At 70.9% G+C, this 16000-nt stretch carries 16 protein-coding genes; 11 read left to right on the forward strand and 5 right to left on the reverse strand.

Annotated elements, in window-relative coordinates; translation table 11 throughout:
* Nucleotides 1-6: 6 nt before the first annotated feature.
* Nucleotides 7-1128, reverse strand: a complete 1122-nt coding sequence (locus BM393_RS06250) for an acyl-CoA dehydrogenase family protein (RefSeq protein ID WP_091723584.1) — start codon at nt 1126-1128, stop codon at nt 7-9.
* Between the two features lie 15 nt (nt 1129-1143).
* Nucleotides 1144-2334 (reverse strand): acyl-CoA dehydrogenase family protein, encoded by a 1191-nt coding sequence (locus BM393_RS06255; protein ID WP_091723586.1) that lies wholly within the window; start codon nt 2332-2334, stop codon nt 1144-1146.
* A 197-nt stretch (nt 2335-2531) separates the two neighbouring features.
* Here BM393_RS06255 and BM393_RS06260 point away from each other — a divergent pair, with 197 nt between their 5' ends.
* The 5 genes from BM393_RS06260 (at nt 2532) to BM393_RS06280 (ending at nt 6734) form a co-directional block, all read left to right on the forward strand.
* Nucleotides 2532-3551, forward strand: a complete 1020-nt coding sequence (locus BM393_RS06260) for an isoaspartyl peptidase/L-asparaginase family protein (RefSeq protein WP_254783226.1) — start codon at nt 2532-2534, stop codon at nt 3549-3551.
* Between the two features lie 23 nt (nt 3552-3574).
* A complete protein-coding gene (locus BM393_RS06265) occupies nt 3575-4483 on the forward strand; it encodes a DMT family transporter (protein WP_091723589.1) in 909 nt (302 codons plus the stop codon).
* Entirely contained in the window at nt 4480-5586 is a 1107-nt protein-coding gene (locus tag BM393_RS06270) for an enoyl-CoA hydratase/isomerase family protein (RefSeq protein ID WP_091723591.1), read from the forward strand. The genes BM393_RS06265 and BM393_RS06270 overlap by 4 nt, the downstream gene beginning before the upstream one ends.
* Nucleotides 5587-5770: 184 nt before the next feature.
* On the forward strand, nt 5771-6346 hold the full coding sequence (locus BM393_RS06275; RefSeq protein ID WP_091723594.1) for a hypothetical protein: 576 nt from the start codon (nt 5771-5773) through the stop codon (nt 6344-6346).
* Nucleotides 6327-6734, forward strand: a complete 408-nt coding sequence (locus tag BM393_RS06280; RefSeq protein ID WP_091723597.1) for a hypothetical protein — start codon at nt 6327-6329, stop codon at nt 6732-6734. The genes BM393_RS06275 and BM393_RS06280 overlap by 20 nt, the downstream gene beginning before the upstream one ends.
* 30 nt (nt 6735-6764) lie before the next feature.
* On the opposite strand, the gene BM393_RS06285 is transcribed toward BM393_RS06280, so the two are convergent.
* A complete protein-coding gene (locus tag BM393_RS06285; protein WP_091723599.1) occupies nt 6765-9278 on the reverse strand; it encodes a penicillin acylase family protein in 2514 nt (837 codons plus the stop codon).
* Nucleotides 9279-9434: 156 nt separating this feature from the next.
* Between BM393_RS06285 and BM393_RS06290 the strand changes: the two genes are divergently transcribed.
* The 3 genes from BM393_RS06290 to BM393_RS06300 all read left to right on the forward strand — a co-directional run bounded on the left by BM393_RS06290 (nt 9435) and on the right by BM393_RS06300 (nt 11757).
* Nucleotides 9435-9794: a DUF3649 domain-containing protein gene (locus BM393_RS06290; protein WP_091723602.1), complete on the forward strand. Its 360-nt coding sequence runs from the start codon at nt 9435-9437 to the stop codon at nt 9792-9794.
* A 92-nt stretch (nt 9795-9886) separates the two neighbouring features.
* Nucleotides 9887-11482 carry a PepSY-associated TM helix domain-containing protein gene (locus BM393_RS06295; RefSeq protein ID WP_310732146.1) on the forward strand — a complete coding sequence of 532 codons (1596 nt, stop codon included), beginning with the start codon at nt 9887-9889 and terminating at the stop codon, nt 11480-11482.
* Entirely contained in the window at nt 11479-11757 is a 279-nt protein-coding gene (locus BM393_RS06300) for a DUF3325 domain-containing protein (RefSeq protein WP_091723607.1), read from the forward strand. Before BM393_RS06295 ends, BM393_RS06300 begins: the two co-directional genes overlap by 4 nt.
* A 33-nt stretch (nt 11758-11790) precedes the next feature.
* Here BM393_RS06300 and BM393_RS06305 read toward each other — a convergent pair whose 3' ends face one another.
* Entirely contained in the window at nt 11791-12405 is a 615-nt protein-coding gene (locus BM393_RS06305; RefSeq protein ID WP_091723609.1) for a hypothetical protein, read from the reverse strand.
* On the opposite strand from BM393_RS06305, the gene BM393_RS06310 reads away from it, so the two are divergent.
* Genes BM393_RS06310 through BM393_RS06320 form a run of 3 tightly spaced genes read left to right on the forward strand, consistent with a single transcriptional unit; the run spans nt 12383 to nt 14618 of the window.
* A complete protein-coding gene (locus tag BM393_RS06310; RefSeq protein ID WP_141225245.1) occupies nt 12383-12955 on the forward strand; it encodes a hypothetical protein in 573 nt (190 codons plus the stop codon). The two genes, BM393_RS06305 and BM393_RS06310, sit on opposite strands and share 23 nt — an antisense overlap.
* A gap of 9 nt (nt 12956-12964) precedes the next feature.
* Nucleotides 12965-14011: a tRNA dihydrouridine(20/20a) synthase DusA gene (dusA, locus tag BM393_RS06315; RefSeq protein WP_091723615.1), complete on the forward strand. Its 1047-nt coding sequence runs from the start codon at nt 12965-12967 to the stop codon at nt 14009-14011.
* A 25-nt stretch (nt 14012-14036) separates the two neighbouring features.
* Nucleotides 14037-14618 carry a methylated-DNA--[protein]-cysteine S-methyltransferase gene (locus BM393_RS06320; RefSeq protein ID WP_091723618.1) on the forward strand — a complete coding sequence of 194 codons (582 nt, stop codon included), beginning with the start codon at nt 14037-14039 and terminating at the stop codon, nt 14616-14618.
* A 225-nt stretch (nt 14619-14843) separates the two neighbouring features.
* Here the strand turns inward: BM393_RS06320 and BM393_RS06325 are convergent, their stop codons facing one another.
* A complete protein-coding gene (locus BM393_RS06325; RefSeq protein WP_091723621.1) occupies nt 14844-15860 on the reverse strand; it encodes a recombination-associated protein RdgC in 1017 nt (338 codons plus the stop codon).
* Between the last annotated feature and the right edge of the window lie 140 nt (nt 15861-16000).

Consider the following 16000-nt stretch of genomic DNA (forward strand, 5'->3'; position numbering starts at 1 on the left):
CAGGTGTCAGGCGAAGACGCCGGCCGTGTCCTGCATGCGGCGGCTGACCTCGCCCAGGTGATGCAGCGAATCGCCGTACTGCATCTCCATGAGCGTGAGCCGCTTGAAGTAATGGCTGCCGACATACTCGTCGGTCACGCCGATGCCGCCATGCAGCTGGATGCACTGCTGGCCGACGAAGCGCATCGCCTGGCCGAGCTGCACCTTGGCCTGCGAAACCGCGCGGCGGCGTGCCTCGGCTGGCTCGCCCAGCTTGAGCGTGGCGAAGTAGCTCATCGAGCGCGCCAGCTCCAGCTGCATCTTGATGTCGGCCATGCGATGGCGCAGCGCCTGGAAGCTGGCGATGGCGACGCCGAACTGCTTGCGCGTGTTCAGGTATTCCGCCGTCAGCGCGACGAAGCGGTCCATCGCGCCGACCGCCTCCGCCGCCTGCGCCGCGATGGCGATGTCGACGGCGTGTTCCAGCACCGCAAGGCCACGATCGGGACCGACCAGCAGCGTGGCGGGCGTGTCCTGCAGCGTCAGCTCGGCGGCGCGCGAGCCGTCGTGCAGCGCATAACCGCGCAGCGCGACGCCGGCAGCCTCCTTGGCGACCAGGTACAGCGCGATGCCCGCGTCGGCGCCGCCGGCGCGCGCCGGCACGATGAAGGCGTCGGCCGTGTCGCCGGCCGGCACCACGCTCTTCAGGCCGGTGAGCCGGTGATCCGCCGTGGCCAGCGTGTCGCAGACCTCGAGCCGGTAGCGCGCGCGGCGCTCCTGGTGCGCGAGCACGACCAGCGCCTCGCCGCCCGCGATGCGCGGCAGCCACTCGCCCTGCGCGTCCTCGCCGGACTGCGCCAGCACCGCCGGCGCGACCAGCCCGCCCTGCGCATACGGCTCCATCACCAGGCCGCGGCCCAGTTCCTCCATGACGACCATCGCCTCGACCGGGCCGAAGCCCAGGCCGCCGTGGGCCTCGGGCACCGCCAGCGCGGTCAGGCCCAGGCCGGCCAGGGCGTTCCAGACCTCGCGCGAGAAGCCGCCCGCGCGGACGATCGCGCGGCGCTGCTCGAAGCCGTAATCCTTGTCGACGTAGCGCCGCACCGCGTCGCGCAGCGAGTTCTGGTCTTCGGTGAAATCGAAATCCATGTCCTGTCTCCTGCCTCAGCCCAGCACGGTCTGCGCGACGATGTTGCGCTGCACCTCGTTGGAGCCGCCGTAGATCGTCGTCTTGCGATAGTTGAAGTAGTGGCTCGCGAGCGGCGCGCAATGGGCCGCGCCGACGTGGTCGCCCTGCCAGCCGGCCTCCATGGCCTCGTGGATGAAGGGCGTCGCGTAGGGGCCGGCGGCCAGCATCATCAGCTCGGTGTAGCGCTGCTGGATCTCGCTGCCGCGGATCTTCAGCAGCCCCGCCACGTCCAGCGACTGCTTGCCGCTGCTCTCGGCCGAGAGCACCCGCAGCACCATCATCTCCAGCGCGACGATGTCCACCTCCAGCAGCGCGATCTGGTCGCGGAAACGTGCGTCCTCGCGATCGCCGCCGAGCAGCCCTTCGGCCTTGGCGATGCGCTTGAGCCGCTCCAGCTCGCGCTTGGCGCGGTTCACGTCGGCGATGTTGGTGCGCTCGTGCGCGAGCAGGTACTTGGCGTAGGTCCAGCCCTTGTTCTCCTCGCCGACCAGGTTCTCCGCGGGGACCTCGACGTTGTCGAAGAACACCTCGTTCACCTCGTGCTCGCCGTCGAGCATGATGATCGGCCGCACGGTCACGCCGGGCGACTTCATGTCGATCAGCAGGAAGGAGATGCCGGCCTGCGGCTTGACCGAGGCGTCGGTGCGCACGAGGCAGAAGATCCAGTCGCCGTACTGGCCCAGCGTGGTCCAGGTCTTCTGGCCGTTGACGATGTACTTGTCGCCCCGGCGCTCGGCGCGGGTCTTCACCGAGGCCAGGTCCGAGCCCGAGCCCGGTTCGCTGTAGCCCTGGCTCCACCAGACGTCGCCGCTCATGATCCCCGGGAGGTGGCGCTCCTGCTGCTCGCGCGAGCCGAAGGCCATGATCACCGGCGCCACCATCACCGGTCCGAAGGGCACCACGCGCGGCGCGCCGGCCAGGGCGCATTCCTCTTCGAAGAGATGGCGCTGCACCGCGTTCCAGCCCGGCCCGCCGAACTGCCTGGGCCAGGCCCAGCCGTGCCAGCCCTGCTTGCCCAGGATGCGGGCCCAGCGCTGCAGATCGTCCTTGTTAAGGCGCAGCGCGTTGTGCACCTTGTGGCTGATGTCCTGGGGCAGGTGCTCGGCCACCCAGCGGCGGATGTCGGCCCGGAAGGCCTGCTCCTCGGGCGTGAAGTTGAGGTCCATGCGTGTCTCCTGCGGTCTTCGATGTCGGGCCGGCGCTCTGGCGCGTGGTGGGCGCGGTCGGCGCTGTCGGTGAGCTGCGCGGGGTTTTAGCACGAGCGTTCGCTTTTGCCCTGTCCCGACCGGGACAAGCCCAGGGACATGCCCGAGCCGCGCGAGAATGCGCGGCTTCCCGGTTCCCGCTCCGCCGCCGCCACGCCATGACCGCTGCCTTCCCGACCGCCCTGCCGCGCCCCGTGCTCGCCCTCCATGGCGGCGCCGGAACCATCCGCCGCGACCGCATGAGCGCCGCGATGGAAGCGGCCTACCGCGCCGCGCTGACGGCGATCCTGGCCGACGGCGCCCGGCAGCTCGCGCGCGGCGACGCGGCGATGGACGTCGCGGTCGAGGCGGTGCGCCGGCTCGAGGAGTGCGAGCTTTTCAACGCTGGCAAGGGCGCGGTCTACACCGCCGACGAGCGCCATGAACTGGACGCCAGCGTGATGGACGGGCGCGACCGCGCGGCGGGCGCGGTCGCCGGCGTGACGCGGGTGCGCAACCCGGTGCTCGCGGCGCGCGCGGTGATGGACCACAGCGGCCATGTGCTGCTGATCGGCCCGGCCGCCGAGACCTTCGCGTTCGACCAGGGCCTGGAGCGCGTCGCGCCGACCTGGTTCGGCACGCCGCAGCGCCTGGCGCAGCTGCGGCAGGCGAGGGCGCTCGCACAGGGGCAGGTGCTCGATCACGACGGGCAGTCGGCCATGGCGGCCGATGCGCAGGCCGCCGCGCCGGAGCCGGGCGGCCCGATCGACGACCGGACCAAGTTCGGCACCGTCGGCGCGGTCGTGCGCGACGCCGCCGGCCACCTGGCCGCCGCGACCTCCACCGGCGGCATGACCAACAAGCGGCCGGGGCGCGTGGGCGATTCGCCGATCCCGGGCGCGGGCTGCTATGCCGACGATCGCAGCGTGGCGGTCTCGTGCACCGGCACGGGCGAGGCCTTCATCCGCGCCGCCGCCGCGCACGAGGTGGGCGCGCTGATGCGCATCGGCGGACTGCCGCTGGCCGAGGCCTGCGCGCGCGTCGTCTTCGACGAGCTGCCCCAGGTCGGCGGCGACGGCGGCCTGATCGCCGTCGACGGGCTGGGCAATGTCTGGCTGGGCTTCAACACCGAGGGCATGTACCGCGGCTGGGTCGAGGCCGGCGGCGAGCCGCTCGTGGGCATCTACCGCGACGAATGACGCGCCCGCGCCTGGAACGACCGATGCGCCATCGATCCGCCGTCCTGCTGATGCTGCTGGTGACGCTGCTGTGGAGCAGCGCCGGCGCGGTGTCGCGCCACCTGGACTCGGCGCGCGGCTTCGAAGTGACCTTCTGGCGCAGCGCCTTCAACGCGCTGGCGCTGACGCTGCTGCTGCCGATGCTGCGCGGGCGCGACTACTGGCGCCAGGCGCTGCCGCGGCTGCGGTGCTCGCCGTCGGTGCTGGGCTCGGGCCTGTGCTGGGCGGTGATGTACACCGCCTTCATGCTGGCGCTGACGATGACCGGCGTGGCCAACGTGCTGGTGACGATGGCACTGGGGCCCTTGCTGACGGCGCTGTTCGCGCGCGTGTTCCTGCATCAGCGCCTGGCGGCGCGGACCTGGGTCGCGATCTGGATCGCGAGCGCCGGCATCGCCTGGATGTTCGCGAGCGAGATGCGCGCCGGCGCCCACGCCTGGCTGGGCATGGGCGTGGCGCTGGCCGTGCCGGTGGCGGCGGCGAGCAACTGGACGCTGCTGCAGGCGCGGGCCGGCGACGGCGCGACGGACCTGCTGCCGGCCGTGTGGCTGGGCGCGATGCTGTCGGCCGCCGCGACGCTGCCGCTGGCCTGGCCCTTCGAGGCCTCCGGCCGCGACCTGCTGCTGCTGGCCGGGCTGGGCGTGTTCCAGCTCGCCGTGCCCTGCCTGATCGTCGTGCGCCTGACGCGGGTGCTGCCGGCGGCGGAGGTGGCGCTGCTGGGCCTGATGGAAGTGCTGCTGGGGGTGCTCTGGGCCTGGCTGATCGCGGGGGAGGCGCCGTCCCCGGCGGCGCTGCTCGGCGGTGTTATGGTGCTGGCCGCGTTGATTGGCAATGAGCTGCTGGGCGCCTGGCGCCGCCCGGCCGCTTCCAAGAGTGGAGAGATGTCGTTGTGATTCCGTCGCTGCAATCCGAAGGACTGGTCCTGGCCGAGGTCAATGGCTGCCTCGGCCTGATCACCTTGAACCGTCCGCAGGCGCTCAATGCGCTGTCGCTGGCCATGATCCGCGACATGACCGTGCTGCTGAGCGCCTGGCGCGACGATCCGCGCATCCAGGCCGTGGCGGTGCTGGGCGCGGGGCGCGAGGGCAAGCCCGCGGCCTTCTGCGCCGGCGGCGACATCCGCTTCTTCCACCAGGCCGCGCTGGCGGGCGACGCCGCGCTGGACGCGTTCTTCACCGAGGAATACGCGCTCAACCACCTGATCCACCAGTTCCCCAAGCCCTACATCGCGCTGATGGACGGCGTGGTGATGGGCGGCGGCATGGGGATCAGCCAGGGCGCCAAGCTGCGGGTGCTGACCGAGCACTCGAAGCTGGCGATGCCCGAGACCAACATCGGCCTGTTCCCGGACGTGGGCGGCGGTTATTTCCTGTCGCGCTGCCCGGGGCACAGCGGCGAATGGCTGGCGCTGACCGGCCAGGTCATCGGCGCGGGCGATGCGATCGAGCTGGGCCTGGGCGACGTGTTCGTGCGCAGCAGCGAGCTGCCGGCGATCATCGCGGCCTTCAAGACCGGCGCGCAGGACAGCGCCGAGCATGTCGTGGCGACGGTGATGGAGCGCGTGGACCTGGCGCCGGTGGCCGAGCACTGGAACGCGCGGGCGCTGATCAACCGCCATTTCTCGGCGGCGTCGGTGCCGGCGCTGTTCGCGTCGCTGGCGGCGGATGCGGATCCCTGGGCGCAGCAGGTGCTGGCGACGCTGGGCAAGCGCTCACCGCTGATGATGGCGGTGACGCTGGAGCAGATCCGGAGGGCGCGCGCGATGAGCCTGGCGGACGACCTGCGCATGGAACGCGACCTGGTGCACCACTGCTTCCATCTGCGGCCCGGCGCGGCCAGCGAGACGGTGGAGGGCGTGCGCGCGCTGGCGGTCGACAAGGACCATGCGCCGAAGTGGAATCCGGCGCGGGTCGAGGACGTGTGCCGTGCCGACGTCGAGGCCTTCTTCCGCAGCCCCTGGCCGGCGGCGGAGCATCCGCTGCGGGCGCTGGACTGAGCGCGCCGGCCGCTGCCGACTGACGCTGCGCTGACGCGCCGGGACGGCCCGTCGGCGCAGGGGGATGGCCTACTCGTCTGAGTGACCCCCAACGAAACGCTCTTCCGAGGGAATCGACAAACGCGTCTTCGCGCAGAAACTGCTGGCCTTCCCGGGATGAGTCCCGCAAGCAGGAGTTGCAGCGATGACGATGAACGAGCAGTTGGCGCGGGCGCGATCCGTGGTGGCGAATCTGCCGCCGTTGGCGGGCCGCCCGCGGGTGAGCTATGACGACCTGGTCGCGGTCTTGTGCGAGCCGAGTGCGATGTTCGGTGCGCCGAGCGCGGTCAGGGCGACTGCCCGCCCGGATCGGCCGAGCCTGGATGGGGACTGGCTGGCGGAGATCCTGAATCAGATCGTTGCGTTCCGGGGCATCCCGTGCACCACGATGATGGAAACCGTCCAGATGGCCGCGGAGATGGTGCGGCGCCGCGGACTCGCGATCTGCGATGGCCCGGCGGTGGACGTCTGGGTGTTGGACGAGGGCACGGATGATGTCCAGATGCGCTACATCCTGCGCCTCGATGCACCGCACCATGTGGCGGCTGACCTGGACGATGCGTTGACGTGGTGGCTCTGCGAGTTGGAGATGTGCCGCCCCGGGTTCACGTTTTCGTTCTCGGGGGCGTGGACCGAAGAAGACCTCCGGCGTTTGCGTGAGCGCGCCGAAGAGCTCGGGCAGACGACGCGAGGAGACACGCATGCCGATCTCCCATCGTGATCTGCTGAACCAGGCCAAGGGCCTGGCCGTGCCGGAGGAGGCCGTGTTCCGAGCGCTGGTGGGGCGGGCGTACTACGCCTGTTATCACTGTTGTCGCGAATGGGAGAGGACGCTGCCGGAGCCCGGCAAGACCCGATCCAGCACAAAGGGTGTCCACCAGCAACTGATCGAACGTTTGCAGCGCCCCGACAAGCGTTGCAGCAAGGATCAGGTGAAGCGCTCGGAGTGGTTGGCTCGGCAACTTGGCACCTTGCGAGCGCTTCGACTGCGTGCTGACTATCGCCTGGACGAGCGCATCTCGGATGAGGAGGCGAACGCTCAGGTCAGCCTCGCTGACGCCGTGTTCAAGCGATGTGACTGGGGCGTGAAGACTGGCAGGCAGGACTGACGGGGAGAAAACGACAGTCCCGCGCCTGCATCACTCGCTGATGGTCTTCGTCACCAAGGCCGGGTCCTTCGCGATGTCGGCCTCGGAGAACGGCATCCGCTGCCACTGCCCCGCGCTGTAGGCGCGCGTGTAGTCGCTGAAGTGCGGGGACGCCGGATCGTCGCTCTGCGAGAAGGTGAGGAAGGTGTAGGCCTCGACGCCCTCGCTGGGGAAACGCACCACCTGCATGTAGCTGTTGGCGCTGGTCGCCGTGTTGAGGTCGTAACCGCCCTGGTCGAGCCGGCTGAGCGAGCATGCCACGGTGAAGTAGCCCTGCGCGCCGCAGCCGCCGAACATCGGGATCTTCTCCGTGCCGCGCGTCGCGAACAGCGTTTCGCCCCGGGTTGCCGTCAGCGCGAAGCCACTGGCATGCACCCGCAGGATGGCCGCGCCGAAGGCCTGCAGCAGCGTGGACCGCAGCGCGGGATTCAGGTCGCGCGGCGTGCGCAGCGGATCGGCGCTGCTGAAGGGCACCTGGAACAGCGAGGCCTCGGGCACCCGCGACGCGCGGGTCCAGAACTCGTCCCACAGGTGCGCGCCGCGCGAGTCCACCAGCCCCTTGCCATCCCAGGCCTGCAGCGCCGCGCAGGCCTCGGCGGGGTCGACGTTGCGCGCCGGGTTGAAGGTCTCGCCGGTGGCGGAGTCGCCAGTCACCGCGATCGTCGTCGCCGGCGCGCAGAACATCGCCAGCGCCTGGTCCTTGAACAGCTCCGCGGTGAGCGCGCGGCTGTTGATCACCATCGCGCGCACGGTCTCGCTGGTGGCCTTGTTGCCGGCCAGGCCGTCGCTGCCGGCCAGCCGATCCTGGACCAGCAGGTGCGCCAGCCGCGAGCGGAAGCTGATCGACGCGGTGCCGGCCGGCCCGAGGATGTCCGGATAACCGGTGAGCGGCGCGGCCGCGTTGGCGAGCCAGTAGCTGTCGTTGCTGTTGAGCACGTAGTCGTCACGCAGCAGGCTGGGCATGCGGGAGGTGCCAAGCGCCCCCGGCTGCTTGGAATCGGCATCGGTCTGCCAGTCGCAACTGGTCCGCGATCCGTCGAGCACCGGTGTGCGGGGCAGGGCCGCGCTGAGCGCTGTCGTCAGCGCGGTCGCGCAGCTGCTGAGCTGCGACGGCGCGACGTTGGGCATCGCGCCGATGTCGGCGTACCAGGCCTGAGAGCCGCCCCGGGCCACGGCCACCGTGTTGACCCAGGGGATGGCCGATTCCTCGCGCTGGATGGTCGCCACCTCGTCCAGCGTCCTGGCCTGGCTCCAGCGCAGCCAGACGCGGAACACGCGGAAGTTCTCCGCGTTGATGTCCCGGATCGCGAAGACGGTGTTGCTGTTCCAACCCAGCGCCGCGTTGAGCGCACCGAGGTTGACGATCGGGCCGTGCTGGGACTCGTAGAGCGTGCGCGTGACTGGCGTGACGCTGCCGTCGGCCTGCTTCACCTGCACGGTGATCTCGCGGGCGGTCATCTTCGTCGCGACGCCGTCGCGCAGGTAGCTGGTCGGGTCGCCGGGCACCAGCGTCAGCTGGAACAGGCCGTAGCGCCGCGCCGTCGACACGGTGTGGCTCCAGGCGATGTGGTCGGTGTAGCCGATCTGGATGACCGGCACCGCCAGGAAGGAGGTGCCGGCGACGTCGAGTTCACCCGGAATGGTGAGGTGCGCCTGGTAGAAGCGATCCGGGCCGCGCCAGTACCAGTGGGGATTGCCGAACAGCAGCGGGCTGCCGTCGCCGGTGGCCGCGGTGCCGAAGCCGATCATGTTGCTGCCCACGCCGTCATGGCCGCCGACCTGGAAGGTCGGCAGGCGGTCCATGGCCAGTTGCAGCCGCCCGGAGGGGCGCGCCGCCTTCGTCGCCGTTGCTGTCACCGCAGCCGTCGCCGGACTGGCCGCGGCCGGCGGCGTCGCGTTGGCGATCGGCGCGACGAAGTTGCTGTAGCCCGCCGCGAAGTGCGCCGCGTACAGGCGCCGGAAGACGTCGGTGTCGCTGATCGGCACGACCCAGGCCTCGTTGCGGCAGGCCGCGTGGGCGCCAGGCTCGGCGCCGGCCTTGATCTCGCGGACATAGCGGTTGTAGCCGGCAGCGAAACCCGCCACGAGCTGCTTGAGCTTGTCCGGCTGCGCGGCGATGAGCCGCTGCATCACCGCGTCGTTGAGCACGTGCCGGTGATAGAAGTCGGCATCGAGGTTGCGCGGCTGGCCGATGGTGCCCTGAAAGGGGATAGTCGCGTCGGCGCCGAAGTGGCGGGAGCGCTCGCCGCGGAAGGTCAGCATCGCGTTGGCGATCGTGCACAGGTCGTCCTGGGCCTGCGCATAGCCGTAGCCGTAGCCGGCACCTCCCCAGTCCGGCGCCTTGATGTGCGGCACCCCCATCGTGGTGCGGCGGATCTCCGCGCGGTAGGTGGCGGCGGGCTCGCCGCCGTCGTCGCCGTCGCCGTTGCAGCCGGCCAGCAGCGCGGCCATTCCCAGGGTCAGCGCGAGCAGCGGCCGCTGGCCGCCTCGAACGGAAATTCGCATGTCTTGTCTCCCTTATGCCTGTCTCGGCCCGGGCGGGCCGGAGCGCCACAAGAATAGGGCGAGGAGCGCCAGTCGAGCCGACCGCACCGCGTTTCCAGGCGTTTCCGCCACTATGATGCGAGGAATTCTCATTTGAGAACTGTTCGCACTGATGACATGAACGTCACCGTCTCACCGACCCCCTCCGCGCGCCGCGTCGGCGCCTCTTCCGCCGGCGGGCTGGCGCGGCTGCGGGCCGTGCTGCCCTTGATCTCGCGCATCGTCGCGGCGGTGGGCGGCGGTTACGCGCTCGCCGCGCTGGCCAGCGTCGCCGTGCTGGCGCTGCCCGTCAGCCGCATCCAGGCCGTCATCGGCGGCATGCTGGGCAGCTTCGCGGTCTACGCCGCGGCGGTCGTGTGGGTCTTCGCCGTGCGCAGCGCCACCCGCGCCTGGATCGGCCTGCTGGTGGCCGCGCTGCCGCTGCTGCCGTTGGCGTGGTCCGTCTGGCATGGCGCCGCGCCGGCCGTCTCGCCATGAGCGCCCCTGACCTTTCCCCTCACGCCACGCCCGACGCCGCCAGCGGTACCGGAGCGCGCGTCCCGGCCGCGCCGCGCGGCCTCCGGCAGACGATGTCCGACCTGCACATCTGGACCGGATTGCTGCTGGGCTGGTTCCTGTTCGCGATGTTCCTCACCGGGACGGTCAGCTATTTCAAGGAAGAGCTGTCGCAATGGATGCGGCCCGAGATCGCGCACCAGGCCGACCGGCCGGAGGCGGCCGTCGTGGCGGGACGCATCGCCAAGACGCTGGAGACCGTCGCGCCCGGCACCACCCAATGGAGTCTGCGCCTGCCCGACGAGCGCCACCCGATCGCGAACGCCTTCTGGCGCGTGCCGCCCAAGGATGGCGCCAAGCGTGCCTTCAAGGACGCCAACTTCGATCCGCAGACCGGCCTCAAGGTCGCGGCCCGCGAGACGCCGGGCGGTGAATTCTTCTACCGCTTCCACTTCCAGTTCCATTACATGCCGGTGGCCTGGGGGCGCTGGCTGGCCGGGCTGGCGGCGATGTTCATGCTGGTGGCCATCGTCAGCGGCGTGATCACCCACAAGAAGATCTTCACGGACTTCTTCACCTTCCGATGGGGGAAGGGCCAGCGGTCCTGGCTGGACGCGCACAACGCGCTGTCGGTGTTCGGGCTGCCCTTTCACCTGATGATCACGTACACCGGGCTGGTGACGCTGATGACGCTCTACATGCCGTGGCCTGAAATGGCCGGCATCGAGTCGCCGGCGATGAAGCGTCAGCTGACCTCGGAGATGAATGCCTTCCTCCAGCCGGCCAAGCCGTCCGGCGAAGCGGCGCCGCTCGCGTCGATCGAGGCGATGGTGCGCGAGGCCGAGCGGCGCTGGGGCCCGGGCAGCGTGGCGCGGGTGACCGCGGCCAATCCGGGCGACGCGGCGGCGCGCGTGGCGATCGCGCGCGGCGAGGGCGGGCGCTTGTCGATGAGCCCCCAGTACCTGCTGTTCGACGGCGTCTCCGGTCGCGTGGTCGAGGAGAAGCAGGGCGTGGGCGCGGCGGCCGAGACGCGAGGCGTGATGTACGGGCTGCACCTGGGGCGCTTCGGCGATGGCGCGACGCGCTGGCTGTATTTCCTCGTCAGCCTGGCCGGCACCGCGATGGTGGGCTCTGGCCTGGTGATGTGGACGGTCAAGCGACGCCAGAAGCTGGCCGATCCGGAGCGGCCCCATCTGGGCTTCCGGATCGTGGAGCGGCTCAACATCGCCGCGATCGCCGGCCTGCCGCTGGCGATGGCGGCCATGCTCTGGGCCAACCGCCTGCTGCCGCTGGACCTGTCGCGGCGCGGCGAGTGGGAGATCCACGTCGTCTTCATCGTCTGGGCACTGGCGCTGGCGCATGCGGTGCTGCGGCCGCCCCGGCGCGCCTGGATCGAGCTGTTCGCGCTGGGCGCCGCGGCCCTGGCGCTGCTGCCGGTGCTCAATGCGCTGACGACGGATCGCCCGCTGTGGCGCAGCCTGGCGCAGGGCGACTGGGCCTTCGCCGGCGTCGAGCTCGTGGGACTGGCCTTCGCGGCGCTGCTCGCCGGGCTGGCGAGGCGTGTGGCGCGGCATCGGCTCAAGGGCGCGCGGCCAGGCCGGGCGAGGGCCATCGGAACGCCGGCACGACCAGCGGCCGACACCGCCGCGGCGGTGGAGGGCGCGCGATGACGCACTTCGCCAGCCTGCTGATCTGCGTCGGGGCCTTCGCCGCGCTGGCGATGGCGACGGAGCGCGCCCAGCAGGACGTCCTTGAGCGGACGTTGTCGCGAGACGCGACGCGCGCGCTGCGGATCATCGGCTGGGCGCTGCTGCTCGCGAGCCTGGCGGTCGTCGTCGGCGCGCAGGGGTGGGGCCTGGGACTGGTGAGCTACAGCGGCCACACGAGCGTCGCGGCCGGCCTTGTCTTCCTGGGCCTGATCGCGCGTCAGCGGCGCAAGGGCTGAGGGCGACCGGGCGGGCCTTGGGCCGGTGAGGCGTCAGCGAGCCGGTGCCGATGCCGGCGTCGACACCGCCGCCGAAGCGGCGGTGGCCGGCAGCAGCGTGGCGCGGGCCTCGGCCTGGCGCAGGAAGTTGTCGTAGGCGCGGGTGGCGTCGTCGGCGTCGCGGCTGCGCAGCATCATGACCACCGTGCTGTGGCGGGTGAGGGCGGCGAAATATTCCTGCGTCTCCGCGCTCCAGACCAGGCGCACGACCTCGTCGCCAAAGCGCTGGCGGCGCAGGGTCTCCACCGCGCTGCCGAAGAAGCGCAGGTCCGGGCCGTCGGAGATCGGCGTCAGCGGCACGGCCGGCAGCAGCGGCTCGGGGAGCGTGGCCTCGGTCATCCGGCCCAGCAGCACCGGGCGCCCGACTTCGCCGGCGGCGGCCATGCGCCGGAAACTGTCGAAGCGTTGCCAAGCCTCGGCCTCGTCGGACGACACCAGCGTGCGCCGCAGCTCGCCGTGCTGCAGGACGGCCACGTAGAAGCGCCGAGGCACCGCGTTCGACCAGACCTCGATCGAGACATCGTCGACCTCGACGCGCCGCATCAGCAGCAGCGTGCGAGCGGCCAGACGTGCGCGCAGCTCGTCGATGTCCGCGGCCTCGGCGTTCACCGCCGGCGCGGCGGTGGCGACCGTGGAGATGGATGCCGTCGCCGCAGCCGTCGCTGCCAGCGCCGTCGCTTTCGAGGCGCCGCCCGGCTTGGCGATGCCGGTCGACGTCGAGCGTCTGGCGGCCTTCGAGCCCGTCGATGCCTTCGACGCTTGCGAGGCCTTCGATGGCTTCGAAGTCTTTGATGTCTTCGGGGCTTTCGGGCCGGTCGACGTCTTCGCGGCGCTCGTCGGTTTCGCGACTGGCGCAGCTTTCAAGGTTTTTGGGGGGCGCGTCGACGACGCCGAGTTCCGCTTGGACGACTGGGCGCTGGTGGTCTTCGCGCTGTTCGCGACCTTCGCCGGCGCCGCGGTCTCGGTCGCGGCCACGGCCCGCGGCAGGGGCAGCCACGCCGAGATCAACAGCGCGAGGACGAAGCCGCGGAGACGCCGAAGGCTCCGGAGCGGGCGAGGGGACGGGTACATGAGCGGTCGGCATGGTACGACGGCGGTGTGCTTCCTTGGCAAGGCGGGCGCAGCGCCCGGGCGTGTGGGGATTCGCGCTCCGGGATAATCCGCGCCCATGTCCCCGACGTTTTCCCCCTGGCGCCTGTCCGTCGCTCCCATGCTGGACTGGACGACCGCCGATTGCCGTTTCCTGCATCGGCTGCTGACGCGCCACACGCTGCTCTACACCGAGATGGTGACCACCGGCGCCATCCTGCACGGCGACCAGCCGCGCCACCTCGACTTCAATCCGGAGGAGCATCCGGTCGCGCTGCAGCTGGGTGGCTCCGAGCCGGCCGACCTGGCCGCCTGCGCCCGGCTGGCCGAGCAGTGGGGCTATGACGAGGTCAACCTGAATTGCGGCTGCCCCAGCGAGCGCGTGCAGCGCGGCGCGTTCGGCGCCTGCCTGATGGCCGAGCCGGCGCTGGTCGCCGATGGCGTCAAGGCGATGCGCGATGCCGTCTCCATCCCGGTCACCGTCAAGCACCGCATCGGCATCGACCGGATCGAGAGCTACGACTTCGTGCGGGACTTCGTCGGCCAGGTCGCCGAGGCCGGCTGCGAGGTCTTCATCGTCCATGCGCGCAATGCCTGGCTGCAGGGGCTGTCGCCGAAGGAGAACCGCGACATCCCGCCGCTGCGCTACGAGCTGGTCCATCGCCTCAAGCGCGAATTCCCGCGGCTGACGATCGCGATCAACGGCGGCTTGAAGTCGGACGACGAGATCGCCGAGCAGCTGAACCACGTCGACGGCGTGATGATCGGCCGGCAGGCGTATCACGAGCCCTGGCAGATGGCGCACTGGGACCAGCGCTTCTTCGGCGAGGCGCAGCCGCGGGTCACGCGCCGCGAGGAGGTCGAGGAGCAGTGGCTGGCCTACCTGGACCGCCAGGTCGCGCTGGGCCGGCCGTGGTCGCAGGCGATGCGCCACGCGCTGGGACTGTGGAACGGCCTGCCCGGCGCGCGCCGCTGGCGCCAGGTGTGGTCCGACCACAAGCTCAAGGCGATGGCGCCGCGCGAGGTGGCCCGCCTCGCCACCGAGGCCCGACTGCAAGCGGCAGAGATCGCCAGCCAGCATCCGGCGTTCAAGCCGCCCGTCGAGTCCGCTCCTGCCACGGGCTGACCGCGACGCGGATCAGGATCGCGCCATGGCTCCGCAGGTGTTCTTCCATTGCTATCCGACGGTGCTCGGCCACTGCGGCATCGCGTGGACCGAGCGCGGCGTCGTCGGATCGCAGCTGCCGGAGGAGACGCCGTCGCTGACCCGCGATCGCATGTGGGTGCGATTTCCGGCGGCGCGCGAGGTGGCGGCGTTCGGGGAGTTGCCTGCGGCGGTGCAGGCGGCCTGCGAGGGCGTGCGGGCGCTGCTCGCGGGCGAGGCGCGCGACCTGCTCGAGGTCGAGCTCGACGACAGCGCGGTACCGGCCTTCGATCGCGAGGTGCTGGCGCTGACGCGCCGCATTCCGGTCGGGCAGACGCTGACCTACGGCGAGGTCGCGATGCGGCTGGGCCAGCCCGGCGCGGCGCGCGCCGTCGGCCGCGCGGAGGGGCACAACCCGTTCGCGCCGATCGTGCCCTGCCATCGCGTGATGGGCGCCCCCTCGGCGGGCAAGGCGGCGAACCTCACGGGGTTCTCCGCGGCAGGCGGCGTGGCGACCAAGCTGAAGATCCTGGCGATCGAGGCCCGGGCCACCGGTCAGCAGGCGGGCGAACAGCAGGACCTGTTCTGAGCGGCGTTTCCCTGCGGACCACCGTTCCCGCTTGAGGGAGAGCCCCCTCACCCTAACCCTCTCCCCCTCTGGGGGCGAGGGGATGGCTCGCTGACGAGCGGAAATCTGGTTGAGGGCTGCTCCCTGAGAGTTAACTTGGGAGCGGGCGGCGGACTGCGCGCTGAACACTCCCTCTCCCGCTTGCGGGAGAGGGCAGGGGTGAGGGTCGTCGCAGCGCGCGGTGCCTCAATCCCAGGGCGCCGCTTCGGTGGCCAGGTCCTCATCCTTGGCCGGCGAGGCCGCCGCAGGCGCGGGCGCCTTCGCGCCGCCCGGCGCGTGCTCGGCCGCGATCTTGGCCGACTGGCCGATGAAGTCCAGCTCGCCGCCCAGGCCCTCGATCATGTCGGGGATCAGCTGCGCGAGCTCACCGGTCGCCAGCGCCGCGTCCACGTCGAAGGCCTCGTCCTTGGCCGGCTTGTCCCGCCCGTCGAAGACCACGTCCAGGAACTTGATGCCCTTGATCTGCATCGTGTCCGTCAGGGTGAAGGACACGCGCTCCTTCCAGGTCATCGCCAGGCGCGTCGGCATCTTGCCGCTGGTCAGGTGCGCCTTGACCTCGTCGGTGTCCAGGTTGTGGCGGGCGTAGCGCACCGCCGCCTTCATCTCGTCGGCGGCCTTGAGCTCGCAATCGCGGTCGATCACGAAGTCCTTGGGCGGCACGCCGTCCATCAGCCATGCCGCCATGCAGGCGGCCGGCGATTCGGCGCTCTGCAGCAGGTGCAGGTTGATCGACGAATCGGCCTTCACCAGCAGCGTGATCAGTTCGTCGGCCTTGCCGATCGAGCCCGCATCCACCATCAGCAGGCCCTGCTTGGGCGAGATCCACACCCGCAGGTGCGATTGCAGCGTGAACGCGCGCGGCAGCAGCTCCAGCGTGGCCTGCTCCTTCATGTCGCGCTGCTGCTTCTTGCCGGGCCGGCGGCCGGTCTCGAGCTCGATCCGCTCGACCATCTCCTCGACCTTCTCCCGCACCACCGAGCCGGGCAGCACCCGCTTCTCCATGCGCAGGCTCAGTAGCCAGTGGCCGTCGATCTCCTCCAGCAGCCGGGCGCCGGGCTCGCCGCGCGGCGGCACCCAGCCGGCCGACAGGGCTTCCGTGGCGCCGCAGGGCGCGAAACGCTCGTTCTCGAGGGCGTCCTCGAGCTTCTCGGCATTGGGCTGCCAGTCGTTGGACAGGCGGTAAACGATCAGGTTCTTGAACATCTGGAAACTGCGTCAGGCGGTGACGGCGCGCGCACGCGCCAGGAATGACAACGGGGCCAAGCGGACGACGCGTGGCCCCGTTCAAACGATGGGCGGATTGTCTCAAATCCGGCGGCCGGTCCGGACGCGGATCAACCCCC

It is taken from the genome of Mitsuaria sp. PDC51, assembly GCF_900113225.1.
Taxonomy (GTDB): domain Bacteria; phylum Pseudomonadota; class Gammaproteobacteria; order Burkholderiales; family Burkholderiaceae_C; genus Roseateles.

Bases quoted from the DNA above. Each gene is read 5' to 3' on its own strand.
- BM393_RS06285 (WP_091723599.1), bottom strand. From the start codon at position 9,278: ATGCGAATTTCCGTTCGAGGCGGCCAGCGGCCGCTGCTCGCGCTGACC.
- BM393_RS06275 (WP_091723594.1), top strand. From the start codon at position 5,771: ATGACGATGAACGAGCAGTTGGCGCGGGCGCGATCCGTGGTGGCGAAT.
- BM393_RS06250 (WP_091723584.1), bottom strand. From the start codon at position 1,128: ATGGATTTCGATTTCACCGAAGACCAGAACTCGCTGCGCGACGCGGTG.
- BM393_RS06325 (WP_091723621.1), bottom strand. From the start codon at position 15,860: ATGTTCAAGAACCTGATCGTTTACCGCCTGTCCAACGACTGGCAGCCC.
- BM393_RS06280 (WP_091723597.1), top strand. From the start codon at position 6,327: ATGCCGATCTCCCATCGTGATCTGCTGAACCAGGCCAAGGGCCTGGCC.
- BM393_RS06295 (WP_310732146.1), top strand. From the start codon at position 9,887: ATGTCCGACCTGCACATCTGGACCGGATTGCTGCTGGGCTGGTTCCTG.
- BM393_RS06290 (WP_091723602.1), top strand. From the start codon at position 9,435: ATGAACGTCACCGTCTCACCGACCCCCTCCGCGCGCCGCGTCGGCGCC.
- BM393_RS06300 (WP_091723607.1), top strand. From the start codon at position 11,479: ATGACGCACTTCGCCAGCCTGCTGATCTGCGTCGGGGCCTTCGCCGCG.
- BM393_RS06260 (WP_254783226.1), top strand. From the start codon at position 2,532: ATGACCGCTGCCTTCCCGACCGCCCTGCCGCGCCCCGTGCTCGCCCTC.
- BM393_RS06265 (WP_091723589.1), top strand. From the start codon at position 3,575: ATGCGCCATCGATCCGCCGTCCTGCTGATGCTGCTGGTGACGCTGCTG.
- BM393_RS06310 (WP_141225245.1), top strand. From the start codon at position 12,383: ATGTCCGCGGCCTCGGCGTTCACCGCCGGCGCGGCGGTGGCGACCGTG.
- BM393_RS06320 (WP_091723618.1), top strand. From the start codon at position 14,037: ATGGCTCCGCAGGTGTTCTTCCATTGCTATCCGACGGTGCTCGGCCAC.
- dusA (WP_091723615.1), top strand. From the start codon at position 12,965: ATGTCCCCGACGTTTTCCCCCTGGCGCCTGTCCGTCGCTCCCATGCTG.
- BM393_RS06255 (WP_091723586.1), bottom strand. From the start codon at position 2,334: ATGGACCTCAACTTCACGCCCGAGGAGCAGGCCTTCCGGGCCGACATC.